Genomic DNA, 25,552 nt, shown 5'->3' on the forward strand with positions numbered 1-25,552 from the left:
CATGGTCGACTGTCGTCGTCTCGTCGGTCACGAAGGAGCCGCGGAACCACAGTGCAATAACACTATACTCCCGTCGGCAGGCCCTGTCCGCTGCCGAAGGTTCGTACTGGCGAACCTTCGGCCGGTGACCCGACAGGGCCGTTACGTCAGTTCCGGAACGACCCAGAGCGCGGCTTCGCCGCGCGCCACGCGTTGCACGTTGTCAAAGCCGTTGCGCAGCCGCGTTATGTTGCTTTCGAAAGTCGGACCGGCGAGGTGCGCCGTCAGAACGACATTGTCGAGCTTGAGGAGCGGATTGTCCGGCGGGGTCGGCTCCTCATCGAACACGTCGAGGCCGGCGCCGAACAGCCGGCCAGCCGAGAGCGCTTCGGTCAGGGCCTTCTCGTCGATCACGGGCCCGCGCGAGGTATTCACGATGATCGCCGACTTCTTCATGACGGCGAGTTCCGGCGCGCCGATCATGTGGTGGGTCGAGTCGTTCAACGGCACATGCAGGGACAGGATGTCGGATCCGCGCAGGATTTCCGGCAGCAGGCGGAAGCGGACGCCAAGCGTATCCTCTTCCTCCTCCTTGAGACGGGCGATGTCGTAGTAGTGGACCTGCATGCCGAAGGCGAGGGCCAGACGCGCGACTTTCTTGCCGATCGTGCCGAGGCCAATGATGCCCAGAACCTTGTTGCGCACCTCGTGGACGGTCGGCGGCGAATTGCCGTGCCAACGGCCTGCGGTGACATTCGAATGCTGCGTGATCAGACGGCGCGATACGGCCAGCATCAGCAGCAGGGCGTGCTCCGACACCGCGACCGAATTGGCGCCACCATTGTTGCAAAGCGGCACCTTGCTCTTGCGGGCTGCTTTGAGATCGGCCTTATCGTATCCAGCGCTCAGCATCTGCACGAGCTTGAGATGAGGAGCGTCCTTGTAGAGCTGCTCGCTGACATACTGCTGGACGAATCCCACGAAATAATGGGCGCCCGGCAGCGCGGCCTTCTGCTCGGGGGAATTGTGCAGCGCCTTGACGATCTCGAACCCCTTGGGGGCGAGATCGTCCACCATTGCCAGGCAGTCCTTGGGACCAACGACCAGAATGCGCTCAGCCATCACCACTCCTTCGATACTCTGTCCATCGTCACCTATCCCGCCGCGATGATCGCGTCCGAGATCTTCTCGGCCGTCATCAGGGTGGGAAAGTTCGTATTCGCGCAAGGCACGATCGGGAACACCGACGCATCCACGACCCGCAATCCGTGCACACCTTTGACACGGCCCTGCGTGTCCACCACGGACATCGGATCGTCGGGACGCCCCATGCGACAGGTACAGGAGGCATGCCAGACGCCGATGGCGGCTTTTCTGACGAACGCTTCCAGCGCATCGTCATCGGTCATCACCTGATCGAAGGTGAATCCTTCGACGACGAAGTTGTCGATCATGTAGCGGCGCAGTGTAGCCGGTCCGTCGAGGAACCTGGCGATGATCGCCGTCAGAAGCTTGTTCTTGGCACTGACGACGCCGATCTTGCGCACGCGATCCGTGTAGGCCGCCGGAAAGGGATTGTCGGTCACCGCTTTCACCATCGGAGTCATCTGCAGCGCCGCCATCCTGCGGAAGCCCGTCATCAGGCGATCGAGGTCACGCCTGTCCGACAGCAGATTGAACTCGACGGTGGGCTCGACTCGCCAGTCTCGGGAATTGAGTTTGACCTGGCCCGTTTCCGAGTAGGTGCGATTGACGAAGGTCAGCAGGGACGCGATCTGCTCTCCGACCGCGTGCCAGGCGGATTTGTTCACCACCGCGACGAACATGTCGCCCCGCGGCACATCGGGCAGGCCGGAGGAGTAGCGGATGCCAAGCTGGATATGCCGCCGGGTGTGCTCGTTCACCCGGGCCCGCCGGCGAATGAAGGACGACAACGAGATCGAGGGATGGTCCATCAGCCGCTGGCCGACACCCGGCAACGCTGCCACGACTGGTATTCCCATGTCCTTGAGGTGACCGACGGGTCCGATGCCCGCCCGCAGCAGATGGGCCGGAGAATGGATGGCGCCCGACGACAGGATGACCTCGCGGGCGTGGAACTCCGTGGTCTTGCCGTCGACCAAGGCAGCGACACCGATGCACCGTGTGCCGTCGAACAGCAGCGATGTCACCTGGGTATTGGTCGATATGATGAGGTTCGGCCGCTTCCGCGTTTCGGTGTCGAGGTACCCCATTGCCGCCGACACGCGCTGCTCCGCTGCGTTGGAGTGCGTCACCGGGAAATAGCCGTCTACGAATTCACCGTTCTGGTCGGGCAGGAAGGCCATGCCGGTGCCCTTGCAGGCTTCGGCGATCGCTTTGGCAAAGCCGGTCCAATGCTCCACCGGAATTCGCCTTACCGGAATGCGCCCGTCCTTTCCGTGATAAGGCCCGTCGAAGTCGAGATCGCGCTCGACCTTCTTGAAGTAGGGCAGGACCTCGTTCCAGCTCCAGCCTTCGGCGCCCCGGTCCACCCATTCCTGGTAGTCGGTTGGCGCGCCGCGATTGGCCATCTGGCCGTTGATCGACGAGCCTCCGCCCAGCACCCGGGCCTGCTCGTACTTGCGCAACGGCGGCCGGTCTTCATCGGGATTGTTGTGCGAGACGACTTGCGTGTGGACCTTGAGCTCCGTCCAGTGAAAGCGCGGATCGAAGTAGGCCGTTCCCGAATAGGAATCGCGGATTTCCGGCGGTTCCTGACCCGGCGGCGTGTCCTGACCGGCCTCGCACACCAGAACCTTGTTGGCGCTACGGGCCGAAAGCCGGTTGGCCAGGACGGAACCGGCGGAGCCGCCGCCGACGATGATGTAGTCGTACGCGACCAAGCGTTTCCCCTCTTATTGCGGGCACGCTACGCCCGGTCGAGAGCGTGGGCAAAGAAAGAATGGGATCGCAACGTGCTCTGCGAGCCGGGCGTTGATTGGACGGTTTCAAACATTGCGGAGAACGGCACCATGACGCGCACATTCGTCGCCTTCGCCCTTGCGGCTGCTGTTGCTGCCGGACCGGCTATCGCACAGACCCCATCGTCCAGCCAACCTGCCCAGATGGCGCAACCGACGCCGACTCCGTCGGTCGGAACGCACTCAGGCGCCAGCACCGACGGAAGCGGCATGGGCGGTGCCGACACTGCAGTGAAGGGCGGCGCGGGCGAATCGGCCAACGGTGTGACGGCAGGCTCAAAGTCAGGCCTAGAGACACCAGCGGTGACAGGCGAGTCGCCTAGCGTCGCAAATGCCTCAGGACAGCAACTTTCGTCGGCTGCATTGACCGCCAGGAAAGCGATCGAGCGCGACGGCTATAAGGACGTCCAGGGCCTTGCCAAAGGGAGTGACGGGCTGTGGCATGCCCAGGCACTCCGGGGCAATACCCAGGTCCAGGTAACTGTCGACCGAGCTGGGATGGTGTCGGCGCAATAGCGTGCATCACGGAGGTTGAGGGGCTACCGCGGGTCGGCGGCATGCCACCGCTTGTCGGAGAGTTGCCACAAAGGAGGGACAACCTTCAGGCTGTCACCCCGGACATCCAGCGAGGTGAGGAGCAATGACATGCCATATCGTATCCTCTTGGCTGCATCTCTGGTCGTGCTCGCTGGTGGGACAGCGGCGCAGGTACCTGCCGGTCCGCCGGCGAGAAACCAGGCGAGCAGTGCGGGTTCTGCCGGCGTGACGGCGCATATGCAGTCACAGGGATTTTCCGAAATCCATAACCTGCATCGCGGTCCGGATGGAAAATGGACCGGTCAAGCGGTTCGCAATGGCGTGCCGTACACAGTGACGGCCGAACCCGACGGACGATTGACGCCGCGCTGAGGGCCGCCGGGACATCAGCTGAGCTCTCGACGGACCATCGCTGCTCCCTCGGCGAGGGCTTTCAGTTTTCCGAAGGCCGTGGCACGCGGCAGGTATTTCATGCCGCAATCCGGAGCAGCAAGAAGCTTGTCGGGACCGATATGCTTCAGGCCGGCGCGGATCCGCTCGGCCACACGCACAGGAGTCTCGATCTCCGCATCGTTCAGATCGATGACACCGAGCATGACCTTCTTCGGAGCGAGCTCCTTGAGGATACCGAGATCGAGCTTGGGCTGAGCGGCCTCGATCGAGATCTGCTGGGCGATGGTGTCGGCGAGCTGGGGCAGGAAGGAATAGCCGCTCGGCTTGCTGGAGCCGGGCACGACTGCCGCGTATCCGAAGCAAAGATGCAACACTGTCGGCACTGGGATGCCCTGCAAGGCACGGTTGATGACCTTGACCGCATAGCGATTGGCCTCTTCCGGGTTGTTGCGCAGCCAGGGTTCGTCGAGCTGGATGACGTCCGCGCCGGCCTTGACCAGATCATGCGCCTCTTCGTTCACAGCTTGAGCGTAATCCATGCACATGGCTTCAGCATCGCCGTAGAATTCGTCCTTTACCTGTTGTCCCATGGTGAACGGCCCTGGCAGCGTGATCTTGGCCATCTTCTCGGTGTTGGCGCGCAGGAACTGCATGTCCCGGATCTCCACGGGCCGCGTCCGCCTGATCTTGCCGACGACCCGAGGCACCGGCGTCCGGCTCCCCGTGCGATTGACGATCTCCGCCGGATGATCGTTGTCGATCCCTTCGAGCGCGGTCGCGAAGTGATTCGAATAGCTTTCCCGACGCATCTCGCCGTCGGTGATGATGTCGAGGCCAGCGCGCTCCATGTCCCGGATGGCCAATAGGGTGGCGTCATCCTGTGCCTGTTGGAGGAAGGGTTCAGGGATTCGCCAAAGTTCCTTCATGCGCGTGCGCGGCACGACCTTGCTCAGCATATTCCGGTTCACCAGCCAATCCGGCTGCGGGTAGGAGCCGACGACAGTGGTCTGCACGAGCGCTTCAGCCATGACTGTTTATCTCCCTTCGATGTGGCGATCGTCGGCCTGTCTTCTTCCAGTGTCCCGATAGCAGTCAAGCAAGGCCGTCGCTTACCGCAACATTCTCGGGCACAAGTTTCATGCCTGCCGCACGGGCCAGTTCCACCAACAGAACCGAGAAGTCGATGTCGCCAGGATATTGATGCGACAAGGCCAGAAGGCCGTCGCGCGCCGTGGAGGCGGTTGGCATGACCACACCGTGAGCGCGAGCCGCTGCCAACCCGAGTTCCATATCCTTGAGCAGGAGTTTCGGCGTGAAGGTGGTGGTGAAGTCGAGATTGACGAGGGCAGGGCTCTTGTATCGGGTGAACATCGAGCCGAGAACGCTTTGATTCATCGCTTCCAGGAACAGGTGGCGTGGGATGCCCGCTTTCTCCGCCAGAAGCGTGACTTCGCACAGCGTCTGGGTCATGACCCCGAACATCGTGTTGTGGGCGATCTTCCACACTCGGGCGCGTTCGCCTTCGCCGACATAGGTGACGGCGCGAGCCATCGCACCGAGAAGCGGCTGAATCGCGTCGTAGTCGGCCTTGGAGCCGGATGCGACCACCAGCAACTTGCCTGCCTTTGCCACCTTTGCGTTGCCCGATACCGGGGCGCTCAAATAAGCGACTCCCGAAGCGGTCAAGGTCTCTCGAATTTCAGCCGATCCGGCGTCCGAGATGGAGGACATGTCAACGATGCGCTGAGGGCGAGCCTCGGTCCCGAGCAGTCCGTCGGCCGCGAAAAGGATCGCCTTCAGATCGTCGGTGGTCGACACCATGGTGAATACCGTCGAGCAATGGGCCACGGCCTTCTTGTCGGCCACGACCTCGGCGCCCAAGGCAGCCAGAGGAGCCGTTTTCGCTACAGTCCGGTTCCACACTGACAGCCCGTAGCCGGCTGCGATCAGTCGGGCCGCCATGGCTTCTCCCATCCGGCCAAGTCCGATCCAACCGATGTCGTGCGACGCTCTGGCATTCATGGGACGGAACCCTTCTGCGGCTATTGCGTTGGAGGTGCGCGACAGTGTGGGGAGGGATCAAGTCGCTGTCCATGTCTCACGGCAGGATCACTGGCTACGCACTGCTCGCTCTCATCTTCGGCATTCTGGCCGCTTGCAGCGGAGCGATTCCCAACATTGCGGTCTCCCGTCGCCTTGCGGTCCGTTATGTCGGCGCGCTGGATGCGGCGACGCCCATTCCGACCGTCATTCGCGATCGCGGCATCCACGTCCCCGATCCGGACGGAAATGTTCCGCTGCTCGAACAGCTGGAGGCCGAGCTTGCCCGAAGCGATCCCGATGGGCGGTTCGGGGGCATCACCTATGATCTGACAACAGGCAACGGGCTGCCGTCTGACTGGATCGTGCAAAGTCCCGATCGGTGGGGCCGCAAATCGAGCGATCTGCCGTTCTATCCACTCGACTGTCGGGATTGCGAACCGGATGTGCGATTGCCGCTATGCACGAGCGATGGGGACTGTCCGAATGGCGGGACATGCGGAACGATATGGCCGGCTCCAGGAATGCCGGGCAAGGCGATGCGCAAGGTGTGTATGGGGCACTCGGACAGGCTGATCGTGCGGGTGCACGATCTGATCGCCAGTGCCCGTGAACGTGTCGACCTCACCTTGCTGCAGCCGCCGCCGGACACCCGCTTCCTTGGAGCGATACGCGACGCGCTCGATTCGCTTGCGCGCAGCCATCGCCCCATCACGGCCCGATTTCTCGTCGGACAATACCCGCCGGGCGGAGTCGATGCCGCAGCGTTCCTGACGGCAGTGACCGAGGGCATCAAGGACATTGCCGGTTCGAGACTCTCGATCTCGGTGGCGGCGATGCGCTCCTGCATCGTGTTCGAGGATTGCGACAGCTATTCGTGGAACCATGCAAAGATCATCACCGTGGACGGCCGAGAGGCACTGGTCGGCGGCCACAATCTTTGGTCTCCCGACTACCTGATCGACAATCCTGTTCACGATCTGTCGATGGAAGTCGAAGGTCCCGCCGCGGCGAGCGCGGCGCACTTCGCCGACAGCCTGTGGGATTATGTGTGTGCCCGTCTCGATCGTGCGCCGGCGGTCGCTGTCGCCAGTCTGCCGGCTGGCGCGCAAAAGGCGATTGCCAGCTGCCTGCCAGTCCGGCCTTTGCCGCGGTCACCGCAAGTGAGGGACGGGGTACAGGTTCTCGGGGTCGGCAGGCTCGCAGCCGGCATAACTACCGAGTTTGCCAATCAGAGCGAGCTGGCGCGCGATCTCATGCTCGGCGCGGCCCGGCACGACATCCGGATCGTCCAGCAGGATCTCGGCTTCACTCTCGGGCGCGCCGATACGTTGTTCCCGGACAGCAACATCGATCGACTGGTCGATTTCCTGTTTCGACGCCAGGGCGATATCTACATCGTCCTCTCGGATGTGGGCGCGACGGGAGACAGCGGCAGCAGTTATTCGAACGGCGTCAGCCTTGCCCAACTCGCACAGCACTTGAGGGACAGCGTTCAGCAGCGCATCTACAGTCGCGATCCGCTGGCGCGTTACGAGATCCGCACGGGACCTGATCCCGTGAATGCGCTTCTGTGCAACAGGGTGCACATCGCCCCATTTCGTTTCGGTCCCGACGCCGAGTGGCCCGGCCCGCATCCGATCGCCAACCATGCCAAGTTCTGGATGGTCGACGACCGAACTTTCTATATCGGGTCGGACAACATGTATCCGGTCAACCTGCAGGAATACGGATACATCCTCGATGATCGTCAGGCGGCGCAGCAGCTCTTGGACGCCTACTGGAATCCGCTATGGGAATGGTCGAAGCGTGCCGCCGTATCCGGTCCGGAAGCGTCGAAATGCATCTTCCGCGACATTCCGAACCGGTGATTGAGCAGCGATCGATCAGGGGCGGACGGGATCGATCGGTTTGACCACGCCTTCCGCCGCTTCGATGATCTCCCCGGCGTCGAGGCAGAGGTCCTCGCGATTGCGCATCGACATGATCTGCACGCCTGTCCGGAGCTTGCCGTGACGGCCAACCGGAACCGCAAGACCCGGCAGGCCAAGCAAGGGGGCGAGCAGGGCAGGCCGCATGGAGTCGAGCACGTCCTTTTGGCCGTCGACGGTAATGTCGGCCACCTGCTTGGGCGGCAGGTCGGCGAGGGTCGGCATGATCACCAGCGGCCATTGCTGCATGAAAGACATCCAGCGGAACAGCAGCCCCTCGCGTTCGCTGAGAGCGCCCACGTAGGTCGCGAGGTCGACGGGCTTGTACACTTCGAGCCAGGCTCGCATCGCCGCGATACCGTCTGGATCTCCCATCTTCTGCATCTGCGGCCACAGTCCACCGAACACATCCGTGACGCAGATCATGTGCCAGAGGTCGACACCACGCTCGAGGTCGGGCGGCATGATCTCCTCGACCACATAACCTGCCCCCTGGAGATGCTTGCCGGCCTGACGAACCGCCGCCGCCTGTGCGGGGTGCGTCTTCGAGCCGGGAAATTCGGGGACGAGGGCGACCTTGATCGGCCGCGCCGGCGGCGGGCCCTGCATGGGCACGTCATTCCAGCGCCAGTCGCGGCGATCGCCGCGGGCCATCACTTCGAGGGCGAGTCGGGCATCGCGGATCGTGCGCGTGTGAGGACCCTGGACGGCCATGAGCACGGCGCCAATGGGACGACCAACGGCCGCCGCACTGGGGTTGAGCGAGGGAATGCGAGCGAAGCCCGTCCGCAGGCCGATGACGCCGTTGCAATAGGCCGGAATGCGCACCGAGCCGCCGATGTCGTTGCCGTGGGCGATGGCACCGATGCCGGTGGCGGTCGCGGCGCCGGCGCCGCCGCTCGACCCACCCGGCGTCACACTGGCGTCGAGAGGATTGAGCGTCCGGCCGTGCAGGGCATTGTCGGTGAAGATGCGCATGGAGAAGGCCGGAGCGTTTGTCCGACCGATGATGATGGCGCCGGCATGCTTGAGATTGGCGACGACGGCGCTGTCTTCCTTGGCGATGAAGTCCTTGAGCGGGATGACGCCGTTGTCCGTTGGCAGGCCGGCCTGGTCGACATTGATCTTGGTGGTCACGGGCACGCCATGCAGCGGCGGCAGGGCATGACCGCGTGCTCGGGCAGCATCGGCGGTTTCGGCCGTCGCCCGTGCCTCCTCCTCGAGCACGCGCACGACGGCATTGATCGCTGGATTGACCTTGTGCAGGCGGCCTAGCACCGAATCCACAGCCTCTCGCGCCGAGGCTTGGCCAGTGCGGATGAGACGCGCCAGGTCCGTCGCGTCGAGTTGCCAAAGCTCCATGTCGTACTCCTCAGTCTCACAACCGAGGACGAACAAGATCATATTGCGGGTTGGCTATGCCACAGCAATCGCCCTGTCGGTGCGGTTCAGATCGATTTCCGGGTAACGTGCTTGTGGAAAGCCCGAAGGGCCTGCGAACAGGTCATATCCCGACGGCGGACGAAGACGGTCTCCACATGCGCCTCGACGACAGGCAGGCGTGTCACTGCAATTTGTCCGCCACGCCAGGCAGGGCCGATCAGGGATTTCGGCAACAGGGTGATGCCGAGCCCCGCGGCAACGGCGCCCAGGATCGCCTCGATCGTTCCGAATTCCAGTCGCCGCAATCCGACGATGCCGCGTCGGGCCAGCAACTCCTCGAGGCGCTGCCTGTAGGAGCAGCCGGCGCGAAGGATCACCAGACGCAGATCGGATCGATCAAGCAGATCGTGCATCGTCGGTTTGGGCGGCGCGGTGAGCAGAGCCAGTTCCTCGTCGAAGGCAGGCGTCGCAACGAGGGCCGGATGGGTAACGGGCCCGCACACGAAAGCGCCCTCCAGGGTTCGATCGAGAACCTGATCGATCATCTCGGCAGTCGTGCCGGTGCGCAGGATCATGTCGACCTGGGGATGGGATCTGGCGTAGGAGGCGAGCAGCGGCGAGAGGCGCAAGGCGGCGGTCGTCTCTAATGCGCCGATGGCCAGCGGGCCTTGCGGCGCGCCATCGTCGCGAGCGGCGCGACGCGCCTCGGCGAGCAGGGTATCGAGCCGGGCGGCGTAGGGAAGAAGTCGCCTGCCTGCGGCGGTCGGCGTGGTGCCGGAGCGACGACGCTCGAGCAGCACCACGCCCAGATCGGTTTCCAGCCGTCGCACCCGCTGCGTCACGTTCGATTGAACCGTATTCAGTTCGCGCGCGGCGCGACCGATGCCGCCGGATTTGGCGACAGTGGCGAAAGTGGTGAGATCCCTGATATCCATAGCCATCTCGTTTCCAGATGAGAGTGATCATTATAAATCACTGAACGAGATGGAAAACAGTGATTAGAGTCTGGAGCACAGAAGGAGGATCCGATGAAGTGGCACGACCGTCGCCTGCTCGACCTGTTCGAAATCGAACATCCCATCCTTCAGGCCCCCATGGCTGGCGTCAGTTCACCGCAGATGGCGATCGCGGCGTCCGAAGCGGGCGGGCTGGGCTCGATCGCCGCCGCGATGCTCACGCCGGAAACGCTGCGGTCGGAACTTCAACTGGTGCAGCAGGCGACCGGGCGTTCGATCAACTTGAATTTCTTCGCCCATAAGTCGCCGGCGGCGGATGCGGATCGCGAAGGCCGCTGGCGCGAGCGCCTGTCGCCTTACTATCGCGAGCTTGGCCTCCCGCCGGATGCCAGTGCCGGAGGACCGGTGCGCGCGCCTTTCAACTCCGCCCAGTGCGACGTGCTTCTGGAATACCGGCCGAAGGTCGTGAGCTTTCACTTCGGCATGCCCGACAGCGCCCTGGTGGAGAAACTCAAGGCAGCGCGAATCATCGTGATCAGCTCGGCGACGAGTGCCGAGGAGGCGCGCTGGCTCGAGCAGCAGGGCTGCGATGCGATCATCGCCCAAGGTGCCGAAGCGGGCGGCCATCGCGGCATGTTCCTGAACGACGATATTGCGCGACAGGCCGGAACGATGGCACTCGTGCCGCAGGTGGTGGATGCCGTGAAGGTACCGGTGATCGCAGCCGGCGGCATCGGCGATGGACGTGGCATTGCGGCGGCCCTGGCGCTTGGCGCCGCGGGCGTCCAGATCGGGACGGCGTTCCTGCTGACGCCGGAGGCCAAGACGGCTCCGCTCCATCGGGCAGCGTTGAAGCAGGCGGACGACAACAGCACGACGCTTACCAACCTGTTTACCGGCCGTCCGGCGCGCTCGATCGTCAATCGCTACATCCGCGAGGTCGGCCCGATGAATCCCGATGCGCCGGCCTTTCCTCTCGCGGCGGGAGCGTCCTATCCGCTACGCGCAGCCAGCGAGCCGAAGGGATCGAGCGATTTCATGCCGCTCTGGAGCGGCCAGGCGCCGACATTCGCCCGCGAGATGCCGACGGCCGCGCTGATGGCGAGGTTCGTCGAGGAGACGACGGCTGCGGTCGGACGTTTCCGTTAGCGCGTGCTGCTCTCGATCCAGTCGGCATAAGGGGCGCTGACGCGCTCGAAGGCGAAGGCATGGATCGCGGGCAGCTCATACGAATGGAGGCCCCGGATCGCGCTTTCGACGGCGTCGTATTGCTCGGCTGTCGTCTTGAAGAGCAGGCGGTATTCCTTGCCGTGCTCGATCCGGCCTTTCCAGGCATAGACGCTCTCGATCCTGGAAATCTGGGCACAGGCCGCGAGCTTGGCCTCGACCAGGGCGCGGGCCATGGTGCGGGCTTCCTTCTTGCTTCCTACCGTGGTGACGACGGCGATCGCGGTCATGCGGTCCCTCTAGAATGTCGAAAAATACTCGCGCTGCTCCCAGTCGGTGACTTCCAGGTTGAAGCGATCGATCTCGGCTTGCTTCAGCTTCAGATAGTAGTCGATGAAGAAGTCACCGAGACCCGAACGCAGCACCGTATTCGCGCGCAAGGCATCGAGCGCCTCGTCGAGGGTCCGCGGCAGCAGAGTGGCCTTTGCCTCGTAGGGAGTGTCCGCGGACGGACCGGGATCGGCCTTGCGTTTCAGCCCATCCAGTCCGCAGACGATCTGGCTCGCCATGTAGAGATAGGGATTGGCAGCAGGTTCCCCGACGCGATTTTCGAGGTGAGTGCTGGCATCGCCAGGGCCACCAAGGACGCGGACCATGACGCCGCGATTGTCGCGTCCCCAGATGGCGCGATCCGGCGCCAGCGAGAAGGGGCGGTAGCGCTTGTAGCCGTTCAGGGTTGGCGTGCTGAACGCCGTGGCGGCCTGGGCGTTGATCAGCAACCCGGCCATGTAGTGCTTGCCCACGGCGGACAGCGGTTGCTGCGGATCGGCGAAGGCGTTGATCCCGCTCTTTCTGTCCTTGAGGGACTGATGCAGGTGCCAGCCGCTCGACATCACATTGGCGAGCTTGGGGCGACACATGAAGGTGGCGTGGTAGCCATGGCGTGCCGCCACCTGTTTGGCGGCACTGCGGAACAGGATCATGGCATCGGCGGGCTCCATCCCGATGCCTGCGCGAAAGGTGAATTCGACCTGACTCGGCCCGAACTCGACCTCGATCGAGCGCAGCGGCAGGCCGAGATCGGCCACGTTGGCGCGCAGGATCTCCAGGATAGGATCCATGGCGTCATACCGCTGTTCGGTCAGGTATTGATAACCCTGATTCAGCAACGAGACGTCAGGCGCTTCTCCAGGCTGTCCAGCATCGGTCGGTCCCAGCCGAGACTTTTCGAGCTTGAAGAGATGGAACTCGACCTCGAGACCGGCGCAGAAGTCGTAACCGGCATCTGCGAGGGCCGAAAGGGTTTGGCGATAGAGGTGCCGCGTGCTGAGGGGCATCGGCCGCCCATCGGCGAAGACGATGTCGCAGAGCATCCAACCCGTATGGGGGGCCCAGGGCAGCACGCGGAACGTGCTGGGATCGGGCAGCATCATCACATCGGCAGCGCCTTCCAGCTCCTTCATGCCGAACCCGCCGCCGGCCTGCCAGACCGGGAACACAGTGCGGTGCGCTGTATCCTTGAGCAGCATGGTGGTGGTGAAGCCCACCCCGGCGGTCATCGCCGCGACAGCTTCCGGCGCCACCAGAGTCTTGCCTCTCAGCAAGCCGTGCTGGTCGGCGAAGGAGAGGCGAACGACGGTTATCCCATCCGCCTGAATGCGGCGTTCGACGTCACGCGCGACCGCCTCGTGGTCCTTGTTCCAAAGACCAGCCTTCTCGGCAAGACTCATAGGCCGATAGCTCCACGCATATCCATCGAATCAGGCGACCCGCGGCGGCGGCGTCTGTGCGGCCCAGCTCGACGCGGTGCGCCGGCGGGCATCGACATCCTTCCAGTAGGATTGCCAGTCCTGCGTCGGACCCATGCCGTCGATGGCGATCGGCCCGCGGATCGTGGCGGCTCGCTGCGCGTCGAGCCACATCGGTGGTTTCTCGCCGTTGGCGACCTGGCCAATGGCCGACAGCAGCAGCCGACGATAGGCAACGATGGCCTTGTCGCTGTAGCCCAGATGTTCACGCGTGCGATCCTGGATGCGGCCCTGACTCTCGACCGCCCACTGGTCGTGGACGTTGATGTCGAATCCCATGCCGGTATAGGTCTGCGTCGCCTGCTCGGCGACATTGTAGCCGTACTGGTTGTGTCGGCCGATATGGGGGCGATAATCGGGCAGCTCATAGAGTTTCAATCGCTGCTCGCGCATCTGCGCATGGTCGACCGGCTTTCCGAAGCTCGTGAAGATGGCGTACCAGTAGCAGGATGTATCGTCGATCGGCACGTGCCACTGCGTAATCGTCATCTCCGAGCTCATCGGGATCACGAAGGCGTAGGGGAACACCAGGTTGGTCACCCGCACATGGGTGTGCTTGTCATTGAGCTTGCGCAGCGCGAACAGGCGCAGGCCGTAGTCGGTGCCTTCGACATCGATCTGCGGTCGCGTGTACTCGCGCAACAGTCGCGTCATCGGGATATCTGAATCCGAGGAGGCGGCGCGGAACTGCTTGCCGTAGGCGGCCGAGGTATCCTCGTCCTCGTAGAAGCGATGCAGGTAGGAGGCGTGGGCCGGATCGATGCCCACCTCCAGCGCCTGCAGCCAATTGCATTCGATCAGCCCCTTGAACGCGAAGGCATGTGTGCTCGGCGCGAGAAAGCAGTCGAAGTCGGGAAAGGCCGGTGCCTCGCCGTCGCCCAGATAGGCGAAGACGATGCCGTTCTTGACCATGACAGGATAGGAGCGCTGGCGCACCCGCTGGCACAGCACACTGCCCTCGGGCTCGGCTGGCGTCTCCAGGCACTTGCCGTCGACATCGAACAGCCAGCCATGGAACAGGCAGCGCAGGCCGCCATTCTCCAGTCGGCCGAAGGCGAGGTCGGCACCCCGATGCGGACAGTCGCGGTCGAGCAGTCCATATCGACCGCGCTCGTCGCGGAACAACACAAAATCCTGTCCCAGAACCCGCACCGCCTTGGCCGGCCGTTCCGCCGGCAGTTCGTCTGTCAGGGCGACAGGATGCCAGTAGTGACGCATCAGGGCGCCGCATTTGGTGCCGGGGCCGATCCGCGTGATCAGCTCGTTCTGCTCGGGACTCATCATGGCAAAAGTTTCGCCCAAAGCGACGGGGCTGTCACGAGGCGTGCTCTGCGAACTGGGGCAGGTCGTCCGTGATGGTAAACCACGGCGCCTTGGAGCCGACGAAGATGTGCTTGCTGGGGCGGATGGTCGGCGTATCGACCAGGGTCCCCAGGGGCACATGGACGAATCGGCCCTCGCGGACCAGCGAGTAGAGGAGGGAGCCGCAGGTCCGGCAATGGGTGTCGTTGGCCTCGGCATCGCCATAGACGAGCAGGTGGTCCTCCCCTTGGGTCAGGGAGAACTTTGCGCGTTCGATACCGGCGAAGGGCTTGAAGGCCGACCCGGTCGTCCGGCGGCAATTCGAGCAATGGCAGTTCATGGCGTAGCGGAACGCGTCCGACACCGTGTAGCGGACCGCACCGCAGAAGCACCGTCCGGTCAGCATCCGAGGCTGCGTTTCCGGGAAGGTCGGCATGGGCTGCTCCTTTTTCGTCGGACAGTCTATACAGGCGTCCATGAGTACATTGAACGGCATGCCGGGTCCGACGTCCCGGGTCTTCTTTTCCCAACGTCTGCGGTTGCACTATGTCGACTGGGGCAATCCCGAGGCGCCGCCGCTCCTGTTGGTCCATGGCGGACGCGATCATTGCCGCAACTGGGATTGGGTCGCCCAGGCGCTGCGCAAGGACTGGCACATCATCTGCCCTGATCTGCGCGGGCATGGCGACAGTCAGTGGTCGCCCGACGGCAATTACTCAATGTCGGCCTATATCTACGACCTGGCGCAGCTCATTCATCAACAGGGCCTGGCGCCGGTCACGATCATCGCCCATTCGCTGGGCGGCAACATCAGCCTGCGCTACACCGGCATCTATCCCGAGAGCGTGCGCAAGCTGGTGGCGATCGAAGGATTGGGGCCCTCGCCCAAGGTGATCGCCGAGCGTGGCCAGAAGACCATGGCCGATCGCATGCGCGAGTGGGTCGACGAGCAACGCAAGCTGTCCGGCCGCCTGCCGCGCCGCTATGCCAGCATCGAGGATGCCTTCAAGCGCATGCAGGAGGAGAACAAGCACCTTTCTGCCGAACAGGCGCGCCACCTGACGCAGCAGGGCGTCAACCAGAACGAGGACGGCACCTACAGCTGGAAGTTCGACAACTATGTGCGCGCCTGGCCGCCCTATGACATGAGCTATCCGGACATCGAGAGCCTTTGGGCGGGCATTTCCTGCCCGACGCTGCTGGTCTACGGCAAGGAGAGCTGGGCCTCCAACCCCGAGAAGGATGGCCGGCTGCAGCACTTCAAGACCGCCAAGGTGGTGGAGTTCGATAATGCCGGGCATTGGGTCCATCATGACCGGCTCGAGGACTTCGTCGAAACTGCCCGGACCTTCATTGCCTGAACTCGTGTGATACCAGGACCGATAGGTGCCGATTGAGGCCCATGTCGCAAGCCGATGTCCTGCTCCAGGAAGTGCAGTCCTGCACCGTTTGCGCGAGCACGCTGCCTGCCGGTCCGCGTCCGGTCGTGCAGTTCAGCGGCCGCTCGCGACTGGTCATCATCGGGCAGGCGCCGGGATCGCGGGTCCATGCGAGCGGGGTGCCATGGAATGACCGCAGCGGCGAGCGGCTGCGCGACTGGACGGGACTGACAGCGGCGGAATTCTACGACCCGACGAAGGTCGCCCTGATTCCGATGGGGTTTTGCTATCCGGGAGCGGGGAAGAGCGGCGACCTGCCGCCGCGTCGCGAGTGTGCGCCGCTGTGGCACGACCGCATCCTCGAGGTTCTGCCGGCGCGGCGGCTCACCCTGCTTGTCGGTGGCTATGCCCAGGCGCGCTATCTCGGTAAAGGACAGGCGCTGACCAAGACCGTGAAGAACTTCGCGCGCCATCGGCCGGATTTCTTTCCCTTGCCGCATCCTTCGTGGCGTAGTGCCATCTGGATGCGGCGCAATCCGTGGTTCGAGGCGGAAGTGCTGCCCGAACTTCAACAGGCCGTTCGCGAGGCCATGTCGGGAGGAAGCAAAGAATGAAGGCGGCAATCTTCCGCGGCGGCGACATCGTCGTCGACACGGTACCGGCACCGGTGCCGGCTCAGGGGCAGGTTCTGGTGAAGACCCTGGCCTGTGGCATCTGCGGCTCCGACCTGCACGCGGCGAAGCACGCGCATCGCATGGTCGAGGTCACCAGGCGTATTCCCGGCCGCGTCCCGATGGATCTGTCGCGCGACATCGTGTTCGGTCACGAGTTCTGCTGCGAGGTCATCGACTACGGGCCGAACACCGACAAGCGATTGAAGCCCGGGACGCGGGTCTGCTCGATGCCGGTGATGATGGAGGCCGACGGCCCCAAGGGCATGGGCTATTCCAACACCTATGTCGGCGGCTATGCCGAGCAGATGCTGCTGTCGGCGCCTCTCATGCTGGAAGTGCCCAACGGCTTGCCGACCGAGCATGCGGCACTGACCGAGCCTTTGGCGGTGGGCGTGCATGCTGTCGAGAAGGCAAATCTCAAGGGCGACGAGACGCCCCTCGTCGTCGGCTGCGGTCCGGTTGGGCTTGCCGTGATTGCCGCGCTGCGGCTGAAGAACCTTCGACCCATCGTCGCGGCGGACTTCTCGCCCAAGCGTCGCGAACTCGCCGCCACGATGGGGGCGGACGTCGTGATCGATCCGGCGAAGGAGGATCCCTACGCCAAGCTTGCCGCCGACAAGCGCGCGGTGATCTTTGAATGTGTCGGCGTACCCGGGTTGATCCAGCAGGTGTTCGAGCGGGCGCCGCGGGATGCGCGGATCGTCGTCGCCGGCGTCTGCATGGAAAGCGATCGCATCGAACCCATGTTCGGCATCATGAAGGAACTCAATGTGCAATTCGTACTGGGCTACACGCCGGACGAGTTCGCACGCTCGTTGCGTTTGCTGGCCGAGGGCGCGGTGGATGCGCCATCTCTCATCACGGCGAAGGTCGGGCTCGACGGCGTGAAGACGGCGTTCGAAGAACTGGGCAACCCCGAAAGACATACGAAAATCCTCGTCGAGCCCTGGCGCTGAGAGGGAGGTCGCATAACCGCTGACGGGTGATGCGTCGGCCATCTGGAACGATTCGAATGAGTTGACCCAAAGGTGGACGGTTGATACCGGTCAGCCCAAGGGAGGACGGCTCATGAAACTCTATAATTCGATCGGACCCAACCCGCGCATGGTGCGGATGTTCATGGCGGAGAAGGGCATCGACATCCCCAAGGTCGAGGTCGATCTGCGCGGCGGCGAAAATCGACGCGAGCCGTATTTGAAGCTCAATCCCGCCGGTCAATTGCCGGCGCTCGAACTGGACGATGGCACGGTGCTGGCCGAGATCATCGCGATCTGCGAATACCTCGACGAGGTCAAGAAGGACACGCCATCCCTGATCGGCGATACGCCGGAGGAGAGGGCCAAGACCCGCATGTGGACCCGGCGGATCGATCTCAACATCGTCGAGCCCGCGACCAACGGTTTCCGCTATGCCGAAGGGATCAAGCTCTTCCAGAGCCGTGTTCATTGCATTCCGCAAGCCGCTGACGATCTCAAGGCCTCGGCGCGGGAGAAGCTGAGCTGGCTGGACCGGCTCATGGGTGACAAGCCGTTCATTGCCGGCGACAAGCTCACGATCGCCGACATCCTGCTGTTCGCCTTCCTCGACTTCATGAAGGGCGTCGGACAGCCGCTCGATTCGGCCTGTCGGAATCTCTCGGCCTGGTTCGATCGCATGAAGGCGCGACCAAGCGCCGCCGCATGAGCGGCTTCGCAGGCTTTGCCTTCTTTTTGTCGCTTTCCGGGACCTAGCTTCGCGCCCACCGAACGGGGACGTTTTCAATAAGACGCAAGGATTACAAATGCGCCGTCTGATTGCTTCGCTTGCACTCGTCGCCACCTCTGCCTTGACCATCGCGCCGGTCCTCGCCGCCAATCCACCACCGTCGACCGCGGCCGCCACCACTTCTACGACACCCCAGACGGCCAAGGGGCTTTGGCTGCTGACGGACTATCCCTCGCAGACGGTGAGGGCTGGGGAAACCACGAGCATCCACTTCAAGCTCCAGAACATGGGGCTGCCGCCCGAACCGCTTGCCCTGTCGGTGAGCGATGTGCCGGCTGGATGGAAGATCGACGTCATGGGAAGCGGCCAACCCGTTGCCGCGGCGATGCCGGCCATGAACGAGAGCGTCAGCCTGCAGCTGCGCGTCGATGTGCCGAAGGAAGCCAAGCCCGGCTCGCACACCGTGACGGTCCACGCGAAGGGACCGAACCAGTCGATCGACCTGCCGGTGACGCTGACGATCGGCGAGATCGCACCGGCCAAGCTCACCATCAAGTCGACGCTGCCGGCCCTGCGCGGCACGCCGAAATCGTCGTTCGACTACAACCTGTCGGTCACCAATGACAGCGGCAAGGATCTCACGGTCGCGCTGAGCGCGCAGGCGCCGGCCAATTTCCAGACGACCTTCACGGAAGGCTACGGCACCAACGAGATCAGCTCGATTCCGATCCCGGCCGGCCAGTCGAAGGACATCAAGATCAAGGTGACGCCGCCGCGAGAGGTGAAGGCGGGCGACTATCCCGTGCTGGTCAAGGCGTCCGCCGAGGGGGCCACGGCCGACCAGCGCGTGACCCTCCAGATCAGCGGGCAGGGCAAGCTGTCGTTGACGACCAAGGACGGTCGGCTGAGTGGCGATGCCACGGTCGGCAAGAACTCCGAATATACGCTTCTGGTCGGCAATGACGGGACGGCACCGCTCGAGGATGTGGAGATGTCCGGATCGGTGCCCACCAACTGGAAGGTGGAGTTCAATCCCAAGACCATCCAGAGCATCGCACCCGGCGACAAGAAGGAAGTACAGGCTGTCGTCACGCCGGCGGAGAAGGCGATCGCCGGCGACTACGTGGCGTCCTTCCGTGCTGGCGCACGTGGCGATTCCGCCAATGCCGACTTCCGCATCACGGTGACCACTTCGACCCTGTGGGGTATCGTCGGCGTCGGTATCATTGCCGTTGCGCTGCTGGTGCTGCTGGGCGCCGTTGCGCGATTCGGCCGTCGGTAAGCTGGCGGCGATGAGCGACAATGTCATCGAAGCGCACGGACTGACCAAGGCCTATGGCGCCGCCCGTGCGGTGAATGCCATCGACCTGACCGTCCGTCGCGGCGAAATCTTCGGCCTGCTGGGGCCCAACGGCGCTGGCAAGACGACGACGATCCTCATGCTGCTGGGACTGACCGAGACCAGCAGCGGTACGGTCAGCGTTCTGGGCTTCGACCCGGTGCGCCAACCGCTCGAAGTCAAGCGCCGCGTCGGCTACCTGCCCGATGCCGTCGGTTTCTACGATCATCTGACGGCGCGCGAGAACCTGACCTACACGGCGCGCCTTCTCGACATCCCCCGTCGCGAGACAGACGGGCGGATCATGGAGGCCCTGCAGAGCGTCGAGCTGGCCGATGTGGTCGACAAGCGCGTTGCCACCTTCTCCCGCGGCATGCGGCAGCGGCTCGGCATCGCGGAAATCGTGATGAAGAAGGCGGAGGTTGCCATCCTGGACGAGCCGACATCCGGCCTCGATCCCCATGCCACCTTCGAATTGCTGGAGATGATCCGGCGGCTCAAGAAATCGGGCGTAGCGGTGCTGCTCTCCTCGCATCTGCTCGATCGGGTGCAGAGCGTTTGCGATCGCGTGGCGCTGTTCAACCGTGGCAAGATCGCGTTGATGGGAACGGTGGTCGAGTTGGCCAACCAGGTCCTGGGCGCGGGCCATCCGTTGCTCGTGGAAGCCACCGGCACCGACGTTGCGGCGACCTTGCGGGGCATCCCGGGGGTGCAGCAGGTCGTGGCCTCCGGCGACGGGGCTTGGCGGGTGATCGCCGATCGCGACGTCCGGGCCGAGGCTGCCCAGCGCATCATCACGTCGGGCGGGGCCCTGACCCGCCTCGCGGATCTGCAGCCCAGCCTCGAGGAAGTCTACACGCGCTATTTCCAGGAGGCCCGCCATGCCGCGTAGCGCCACGCGCCGCGAAGGCTCGCCGTTCACCGGGATCGGTCCGGTCTACATGAAGGAGCTGGCCGACAACCTCTCCAGCATCCGCATGCTGGTGCTGACGCTGTTCATCATCGTCTTCGGGGCCTTTCCCGTCGCGTCCTCGCTGCAGCAGCTCCGCACCGTGGTAAGCTCGGATGCGTTCCTGTTCCTGCGCATCTTCACGATCGAGCCGGAGCAGGTACCGATCCCCTTCGTGCAGGCCCTGAACTTCATCATCCCCTTGATGGCGATCGGCCTGGGCTTCGATCTCGTGAACAGTGAGTTCAATCGTCGTACCCTGAGCCGCGTGCTGTCGCAGCCGCTCTATCGGGACGCCTTGCTGCTCGGCAAGTTCCTGGCCGGCCTGACGACCCTGGCAGTGGCGATGGTGGCGCTCTGGCTGATCGTGTTCGGCGCCGGCCTGCTGCTGCTTGGCCTGCCGCCCCGCGGCGTCGAGGTGGCCCGCGGCATCGGCTTCCTCGTGGTCGCGGTGGCCTATGGCGGCGTGTGGCTGGCGATCGCCATGCTGTTCTCGGTGATCTTCCGCTCGACGGCCACGTCGGCACTGTGCGCTCTCGGACTTTGGCTGTTGTTCTTCATCCTCTGGCCGATGATTGCCCAGGCGATCACCATGGCCTTCGTGCCGGCGGAGATCACGAGCCTCGACCAGTTTGTCGGCCTGCAACAGCTGGGACTTGCCCTGCAGCGGGTTTCGCCGGGAACGCTGTTTACCGAGGCGGTCCTGGGACTCCTCAATCCCGAGACACGAACGCTGGGGCCGATGCTGCCGACCCAGATGCGCGGGGCGATCATGGGAGCGCCGCTGGCACTGGATCAAAGCCTGCTCTTGATCTGGCCGCAGGTTACCGGTCTGATTGCCGGCATGATCGTCGTGTTCTCGGCCTCATACGTCATCTTCCAGCGCGAGGAAGTACGCGCCTGAAGGACTGGACCACCGTTGCCGCGCACAACAATGCGCGCTGGTGCAATGCCGTGTGCTTCGCGCACGGCAAGCCGGGGAGATTTTTGCCTCACACCTGGGTGAACGCCGAGCCGGTGCCGCGGTTCTATCCCAACGTGGTCACCCTCACGACCGGAGACCTCGATGTCGACGAGCAACGGCAGACGGTGCGGCTGCTGCTGTCATCGCACCTGCCGGGGCGCTGGGCCGTCAAGGACAGCTTCAAATCGCTCAACCTTGCTCGCCTCGGATTCGAGATCCTTGAGGAGGCGAACTGGGTTCGGAAAATACAGCCAAAGACGGAGGCCGGCTGGAAGGCGGAGGCTGGGCCCATGGTTTCCGGCCTGTCATGGGAGCGCGCGGGGCCGGGGGGAGATGCCTTTCCGGCGGTGCTGTTCGGTGACGACAACTTCGTCATGTATTCGGGCCGTCGTGACGGCGCCATTGTTGCCGGCGGGACCTTCTATCGCGCCGACAACGTCGTGGGGTTGTCCAACGTCGTCGCTGATTCCGATGAAGCCTCTGCGGTCTGGCGCGATCTCGCCTTGCTCGCGGCCGTGACGTTTCCCGGCCTGCCCGTGGTCGGGTACGAATCCGGCCACGAACTCAAAGCGGCCCACAAGGCCGGCTTCGAGATTGGCGATCCTCTGCGCATCTGGGTGAAGGCGCGGGATTAACGCCGGTTCGGCTAACGGTCGTTGACGACCGGAATCGGCCCATCGGCTTGTCTTCCCCTATGCTGGCGCCGACTTTTCCATGATGGAGGCGTTTCGTGCGCCGCGCTGTGTCTTTACCAAGCGCTCACATTTGCCCCCGGTTACCAACAGGTAATCGTTATTTTTCCGTTTCTTTAACGGGAGTGGTCCGCGGGGACGTACCCGCAGGCCATCAGCGCCTCGATCATGTGAGGGGGTGGGGCGGCCTCCACCCTGATGGGCGGCTTGGTCTTGGACAGGGGCAGGACGATGGCCCGCGAATGCAGATGCAGGAGTTGCCCGGGCTTGGCCGCGCCGTAGAGCCGGTCCGCCACCACCGGGCAACCCGCCTGCGCGCAATGGACCCGGATTTGATGTGTGCGGCCCGTCTCGGGCTTCAACTCCAGCCACGTCATCCCCGGACCATGGCCCAGCACCTTGTAGCGGGTCACTGCCGGTTGGCCCTTGTCGGATGCCTTCACCCACCAGCCGTTCCGAGTGTTCACTTTCAGCAGGGGCCACTCGAACACGCCTTGCTCGGCGGGCGGCGCGCCCTCGACAATGGCCCAGTAGGTCTTTTCCGTATCCCGGCCCGAAAAGAGCCGTCCGAGCTTGCTGAGCGCCTTCGGATGCCGGCCCAGCACCAATACGCCGGACGTATCGGCATCGAGACGGTGCGCCAGCGCCGGTGGCCGCGGCAGGCCGTAGCGCAGCGCATCGAAGCATTCCTCGAGATTGGGGGCTCCGCTCGGGCCGGCATGCACCGCCAGGCCGGCCGGCTTGTCGATCACCAGAATCAGCCCGTCTCGATACAGCACCCGTCCCTGGATCTCCTCGGGCGAGAGCGGGGGCGGCCGACGCGAGGGCGGCAGGGGGCGGCGGGTCAGAGGCTGGGCCATCGCGCCAACCAGTCCTCGCTGGCTTCGTACAAGGCGGCGGCGCGCAACACGGACGCGTCGTCACGGAAATGACCGACGATCTGCAAGCCGATCGGCAGTCCTTCGCTATCGTAGCCACAGCACAGGCTGAGTGCGGGGTGGCCCGTGATGTTGAAGGCCATGCAATAGGGGAAGAAGTTGCGTCGAAGTTCGCCGACGTCGATACCGTCGATGGTGATGGGTTCGAACAGGTCCTGGTCGATGGGCAGGGCGGTTCGCGCCAGTGTCGGCGTGACGAGGTAATCCGCCTTTTCGAACCAGCGCTGGATCAGCCGGAAAATCTCGGCGCGTTGGAACATCGCCTTCTGGTAGTCGGCACCGGTCCAGTCCTGCGCCATTGCCACCTGGCGGACCAGCGAGGGCGACATGCGCTCGCCGTCACGCAAGATCATGTCGTGGAACCGGGCGCGCCAGGTCGTGTGGTTGATGATCTTCCAGACCGCTTCCATGTCCGGCACCGGCTGATCGAGCTCGATCAGCTCGGCGCCGAGATCGCGCAGTCTGGTCAGCGCGGCCTCGAATGCGACCTGAACGTCCTTGGCGACGTAGGTGTTGCCGAAGCGCAGAGCGTGGAGAATGCGTTTGCCCCTGAGGTCGCCGTCCGGCCGCGCGGCCGATATATAGTCCTGAGCGGGGATGCCGATCGACCAGGGATCGACCGGATGCGGGCCGGCCATGGCCTGCAGCATCAGCGCCGTGTCCATCACCGTGCGGGTCATTGGCGTGACATAGGTATAGTTGCCGAAGGCATCGGGCGCCTGGCTGTGCGGCACGACGCCCAGGCTCTGCTTGAAGCCGACCATGCCGTTGGCCGAGGCCGGAATGCGGGTCGAGCCGCCGCCGTCGGTGGCGATGCCGATCGGCCCGATGCCGGCGGCAACGGCAACCGCAGCACCGCCGCTCGATCCGCCGGACGAACGCTCGGCATTCCAGGCGTTGCGGGTGCGGCCGAACAACGGCGCGTCGGTCAGGGCCTTGTGTCCGAACTCCGGTGTCGTCGTCTTGCCAAACAGGATCGCGCCCGCCGCTTTCAGCCGCGCGGCGGCGACGGCATCGTCTCGCGGGACGTTCGTTTCGTACAGCCGGGAGCCGAAGGTCGTTCTCACCCCAGCCGTATTCACGAGGTCCTTGACCGAATAGGGGATGCCATGCAGCGGACCGAGGGCCTTGCCCTGCATCACGGCTTGTTCGGCTTCACGCGCAGCGGCCATCGCTTGGTCCGGAACCAGCGTTATGAAGCAGTTCAGGATTGGCTGGAGCCTGTCCGCGCGATCGAGAACGGCCTTTGTCAGTTCGACCGGCGAAAGCTTCCGCGCCGCGATCTGCTCCCGCAGTGTGGCGGCCGGAAGCTGCCAGAGCTCGGCGGTCATCGCAGCAGGCCGCGCGCCGCCAGGTTGCGCATGAGGGCGGAGACACCGAAGGTCCAGGCTGGAATCTTGTCGCAATGATTCACGGTGTTGGTCAGCGTGCCGAGCTTGGGCGAGCGGATGGATACGCGATCCCCGATGAGGTGGGTGAAGCCTGTCCCGCCTGGTATCCGGGGCTCGGTGGGGGCGAACAAGGTGCCGGTCATCAGCGCCATTCCATCGGGATACTGATGCGTGCCGCCCATGGCCTGCATCACGAGATCGGTCGGGTCACGGCTGATCTTCGACAGGTCGCTTTGTCCGCGCAGGCGGAACTGGTCGGGTCCGGTGACCTCGAGTTCCACCTTCGCCTGGCGGACGTCATCGAGGCCGAAGGTCTCGTCGAACAGGCGGATGAAGGGCCCGATGGCACAGGAGCCGTTGTTGTCCTTGGCCTGTCCGAGCAGCAGGGCGCTACGGCCTTCGATGTCGCGCAGGTTGACGTCGTTGCCGAGGGTTGCGCCGACGATCGTTCCCCGGGCGCTGACGATCAGCGTCACTTCCGGCTCGGGGTTGTTCCAGTCCGAATCCGGGCGGATGCCAATATCGGCGCCGTATCCCACCGCGGCCATGGGCGGCGCCTTGGTGAAGATCTCGGCATAAGGACCGATGCCGACCTCGAGATAGGGAGACCAGGCATCCCGCTCCAGCAATGTCCGCTTCAGTGCCTCCGCCTCGGGGGAGCCCGGGCGGATGGCGCTGACATCGGCCCCAATGATGTCGTTCAGTTCCTTCCGAACATGTTCTGCCCGCGTCGGATCGCCCTTGGCATGTTCCTCGATCAGCCGTTCGAGCAGGCTGACGGCGAAGGTGACGCCCGCGGCCTTAATGGCCTGAAGGTCGATCGGGGCCAGCAACGCGTTGATCAGGTCTTCGAGGGCGCCGATGCGCTGGCCTGGGGAGCGGGCGACGGCAATGGGATCGGGCGCATTGCAGAGATCGGTCATGGTGGCGGCCGAACCGCTGATATCGAACACGCCCTCGGCCCGCACCGCCACGATGCTGGGCCCTTCCGGATGGCCTTTTCGCCATATCCGGCCGACCAGCGTTCCGCGTGTGCCGTCTTCGGGAAGAATGTCAGCCATCGAGATCGCCACGCTCGCACCTA

Annotated in this window: 25 protein-coding genes; 12 read left to right on the forward strand and 13 right to left on the reverse strand. The window is 64.1% G+C overall.

Annotated features, from left to right (window positions below):
* Positions 1-141 precede the first annotated feature (141 nt).
* On the reverse strand, positions 142-1,101 hold the full coding sequence (locus B5D62_RS05550) for a 2-hydroxyacid dehydrogenase (RefSeq protein ID WP_085932789.1): 960 nt from the start codon (positions 1,099-1,101) through the stop codon (positions 142-144).
* Positions 1,102-1,133: 32 nt separating this feature from the next.
* A complete protein-coding gene (locus tag B5D62_RS05555) occupies positions 1,134-2,843 on the reverse strand; it encodes a GMC family oxidoreductase (RefSeq protein ID WP_085932790.1) in 1,710 nt (569 codons plus the stop codon).
* Between the two features lie 129 nt (positions 2,844-2,972).
* On the opposite strand from B5D62_RS05555, the gene B5D62_RS05560 reads away from it, so the two are divergent.
* On the forward strand, positions 2,973-3,437 hold the full coding sequence (locus B5D62_RS05560; protein WP_085932791.1) for a hypothetical protein: 465 nt from the start codon (positions 2,973-2,975) through the stop codon (positions 3,435-3,437).
* 129 nt (positions 3,438-3,566) lie between these two features.
* Positions 3,567-3,830 (forward strand): hypothetical protein, encoded by a 264-nt coding sequence (locus B5D62_RS32810; RefSeq protein ID WP_139373728.1) that lies wholly within the window; start codon positions 3,567-3,569, stop codon positions 3,828-3,830.
* A gap of 14 nt (positions 3,831-3,844) precedes the next feature.
* Here B5D62_RS32810 and B5D62_RS05565 read toward each other — a convergent pair whose 3' ends face one another.
* Both B5D62_RS05565 and B5D62_RS05570 read right to left on the reverse strand, forming a co-directional pair.
* The gene (locus B5D62_RS05565; RefSeq protein WP_085932792.1) at positions 3,845-4,879 is read right to left on the reverse strand and encodes a 5-methyltetrahydropteroyltriglutamate--homocysteine methyltransferase; all 1,035 of its coding nucleotides are present in this window, start codon (positions 4,877-4,879) and stop codon (positions 3,845-3,847) included.
* A gap of 64 nt (positions 4,880-4,943) precedes the next feature.
* On the reverse strand, positions 4,944-5,873 hold the full coding sequence (locus B5D62_RS05570; RefSeq protein WP_085932793.1) for an NAD(P)-dependent oxidoreductase: 930 nt from the start codon (positions 5,871-5,873) through the stop codon (positions 4,944-4,946).
* A 71-nt stretch (positions 5,874-5,944) separates the two neighbouring features.
* On the opposite strand from B5D62_RS05570, the gene B5D62_RS05575 reads away from it, so the two are divergent.
* Positions 5,945-7,762, forward strand: a complete 1,818-nt coding sequence (locus tag B5D62_RS05575) for a phospholipase D-like domain-containing protein (RefSeq protein ID WP_085932794.1) — start codon at positions 5,945-5,947, stop codon at positions 7,760-7,762.
* A 15-nt stretch (positions 7,763-7,777) separates the two neighbouring features.
* Here B5D62_RS05575 and B5D62_RS05580 read toward each other — a convergent pair whose 3' ends face one another.
* Positions 7,778-9,184 (reverse strand): amidase, encoded by a 1,407-nt coding sequence (locus tag B5D62_RS05580; protein ID WP_085932795.1) that lies wholly within the window; start codon positions 9,182-9,184, stop codon positions 7,778-7,780.
* Positions 9,185-9,270: 86 nt separating this feature from the next.
* A complete protein-coding gene (locus B5D62_RS05585) occupies positions 9,271-10,140 on the reverse strand; it encodes a LysR family transcriptional regulator (RefSeq protein WP_085932796.1) in 870 nt (289 codons plus the stop codon).
* Between the two features lie 93 nt (positions 10,141-10,233).
* Between B5D62_RS05585 and B5D62_RS05590 the strand changes: the two genes are divergently transcribed.
* On the forward strand, positions 10,234-11,310 hold the full coding sequence (locus tag B5D62_RS05590) for an NAD(P)H-dependent flavin oxidoreductase (protein ID WP_085932797.1): 1,077 nt from the start codon (positions 10,234-10,236) through the stop codon (positions 11,308-11,310).
* Here the strand turns inward: B5D62_RS05590 and cutA are convergent.
* Genes cutA through B5D62_RS05610 form a run of 4 tightly spaced genes read right to left on the reverse strand, consistent with a single transcriptional unit; the run spans position 11,307 to position 14,874 of the window.
* Positions 11,307-11,618, reverse strand: coding sequence for a divalent-cation tolerance protein CutA (cutA, locus tag B5D62_RS05595; protein ID WP_085932798.1), 312 nt, complete (start codon positions 11,616-11,618; stop codon positions 11,307-11,309). The two genes, B5D62_RS05590 and cutA, sit on opposite strands and share 4 nt — an antisense overlap.
* 9 nt (positions 11,619-11,627) lie before the next feature.
* Positions 11,628-13,058, reverse strand: coding sequence for a glutamine synthetase family protein (locus tag B5D62_RS05600; RefSeq protein ID WP_085932799.1), 1,431 nt, complete (start codon positions 13,056-13,058; stop codon positions 11,628-11,630).
* A 30-nt stretch (positions 13,059-13,088) separates the two neighbouring features.
* Positions 13,089-14,420, reverse strand: a complete 1,332-nt coding sequence (locus B5D62_RS05605) for an aromatic ring-hydroxylating dioxygenase subunit alpha (protein WP_085932800.1) — start codon at positions 14,418-14,420, stop codon at positions 13,089-13,091.
* A 31-nt stretch (positions 14,421-14,451) separates the two neighbouring features.
* Positions 14,452-14,874 (reverse strand): GFA family protein, encoded by a 423-nt coding sequence (locus B5D62_RS05610; RefSeq protein ID WP_218190950.1) that lies wholly within the window; start codon positions 14,872-14,874, stop codon positions 14,452-14,454.
* 40 nt (positions 14,875-14,914) lie between these two features.
* On the opposite strand from B5D62_RS05610, the gene B5D62_RS05615 reads away from it, so the two are divergent.
* From B5D62_RS05615 to B5D62_RS05650, 8 genes are all read left to right on the forward strand, one after another.
* Positions 14,915-15,799, forward strand: a complete 885-nt coding sequence (locus B5D62_RS05615) for an alpha/beta fold hydrolase (protein WP_085933536.1) — start codon at positions 14,915-14,917, stop codon at positions 15,797-15,799.
* Positions 15,800-15,840: 41 nt separating this feature from the next.
* Complete coding sequence (locus B5D62_RS05620) at positions 15,841-16,431, forward strand: uracil-DNA glycosylase family protein (protein ID WP_085932801.1); 591 nt, start codon at positions 15,841-15,843, stop codon at positions 16,429-16,431.
* Entirely contained in the window at positions 16,428-17,447 is a 1,020-nt protein-coding gene (locus B5D62_RS05625) for a zinc-binding dehydrogenase (protein WP_085932802.1), read from the forward strand. The genes B5D62_RS05620 and B5D62_RS05625 overlap by 4 nt, the downstream gene beginning before the upstream one ends.
* A gap of 112 nt (positions 17,448-17,559) precedes the next feature.
* The gene (locus B5D62_RS05630) at positions 17,560-18,174 is read left to right on the forward strand and encodes a glutathione S-transferase family protein (RefSeq protein ID WP_085932803.1); all 615 of its coding nucleotides are present in this window, start codon (positions 17,560-17,562) and stop codon (positions 18,172-18,174) included.
* 97 nt (positions 18,175-18,271) lie between these two features.
* The gene (locus B5D62_RS05635; protein ID WP_085932804.1) at positions 18,272-19,477 is read left to right on the forward strand and encodes a COG1470 family protein; all 1,206 of its coding nucleotides are present in this window, start codon (positions 18,272-18,274) and stop codon (positions 19,475-19,477) included.
* Positions 19,478-19,487: 10 nt separating this feature from the next.
* On the forward strand, positions 19,488-20,426 hold the full coding sequence (locus tag B5D62_RS05640) for an ABC transporter ATP-binding protein (protein WP_085933537.1): 939 nt from the start codon (positions 19,488-19,490) through the stop codon (positions 20,424-20,426).
* Positions 20,416-21,387 (forward strand): ABC transporter permease, encoded by a 972-nt coding sequence (locus B5D62_RS05645; protein ID WP_085932805.1) that lies wholly within the window; start codon positions 20,416-20,418, stop codon positions 21,385-21,387. The genes B5D62_RS05640 and B5D62_RS05645 overlap by 11 nt, the downstream gene beginning before the upstream one ends.
* Before the next feature lie 83 nt (positions 21,388-21,470).
* Positions 21,471-22,082, forward strand: a complete 612-nt coding sequence (locus B5D62_RS05650) for a hypothetical protein (protein ID WP_139373729.1) — start codon at positions 21,471-21,473, stop codon at positions 22,080-22,082.
* A gap of 173 nt (positions 22,083-22,255) precedes the next feature.
* Here B5D62_RS05650 and B5D62_RS05655 read toward each other — a convergent pair whose 3' ends face one another.
* The 3 genes from B5D62_RS05655 to B5D62_RS05665 are packed head-to-tail and all read right to left on the reverse strand — an operon-like array spanning position 22,256 to position 25,529.
* Complete coding sequence (locus B5D62_RS05655; RefSeq protein ID WP_085932807.1) at positions 22,256-22,999, reverse strand: RluA family pseudouridine synthase; 744 nt, start codon at positions 22,997-22,999, stop codon at positions 22,256-22,258.
* Positions 22,984-24,408 carry an amidase gene (locus B5D62_RS05660; protein WP_085932808.1) on the reverse strand — a complete coding sequence of 475 codons (1,425 nt, stop codon included), beginning with the start codon at positions 24,406-24,408 and terminating at the stop codon, positions 22,984-22,986. The genes B5D62_RS05655 and B5D62_RS05660 overlap by 16 nt, the downstream gene beginning before the upstream one ends.
* Positions 24,405-25,529, reverse strand: a complete 1,125-nt coding sequence (locus B5D62_RS05665; RefSeq protein WP_085933538.1) for a fumarylacetoacetate hydrolase family protein — start codon at positions 25,527-25,529, stop codon at positions 24,405-24,407. The genes B5D62_RS05660 and B5D62_RS05665 overlap by 4 nt, the downstream gene beginning before the upstream one ends.
* Between the last annotated feature and the right edge of the window lie 23 nt (positions 25,530-25,552).

This window comes from Enhydrobacter aerosaccus (assembly GCF_900167455.1).
Classification (GTDB): domain Bacteria; phylum Pseudomonadota; class Alphaproteobacteria; order Reyranellales; family Reyranellaceae; genus Reyranella; species Reyranella aerosaccus.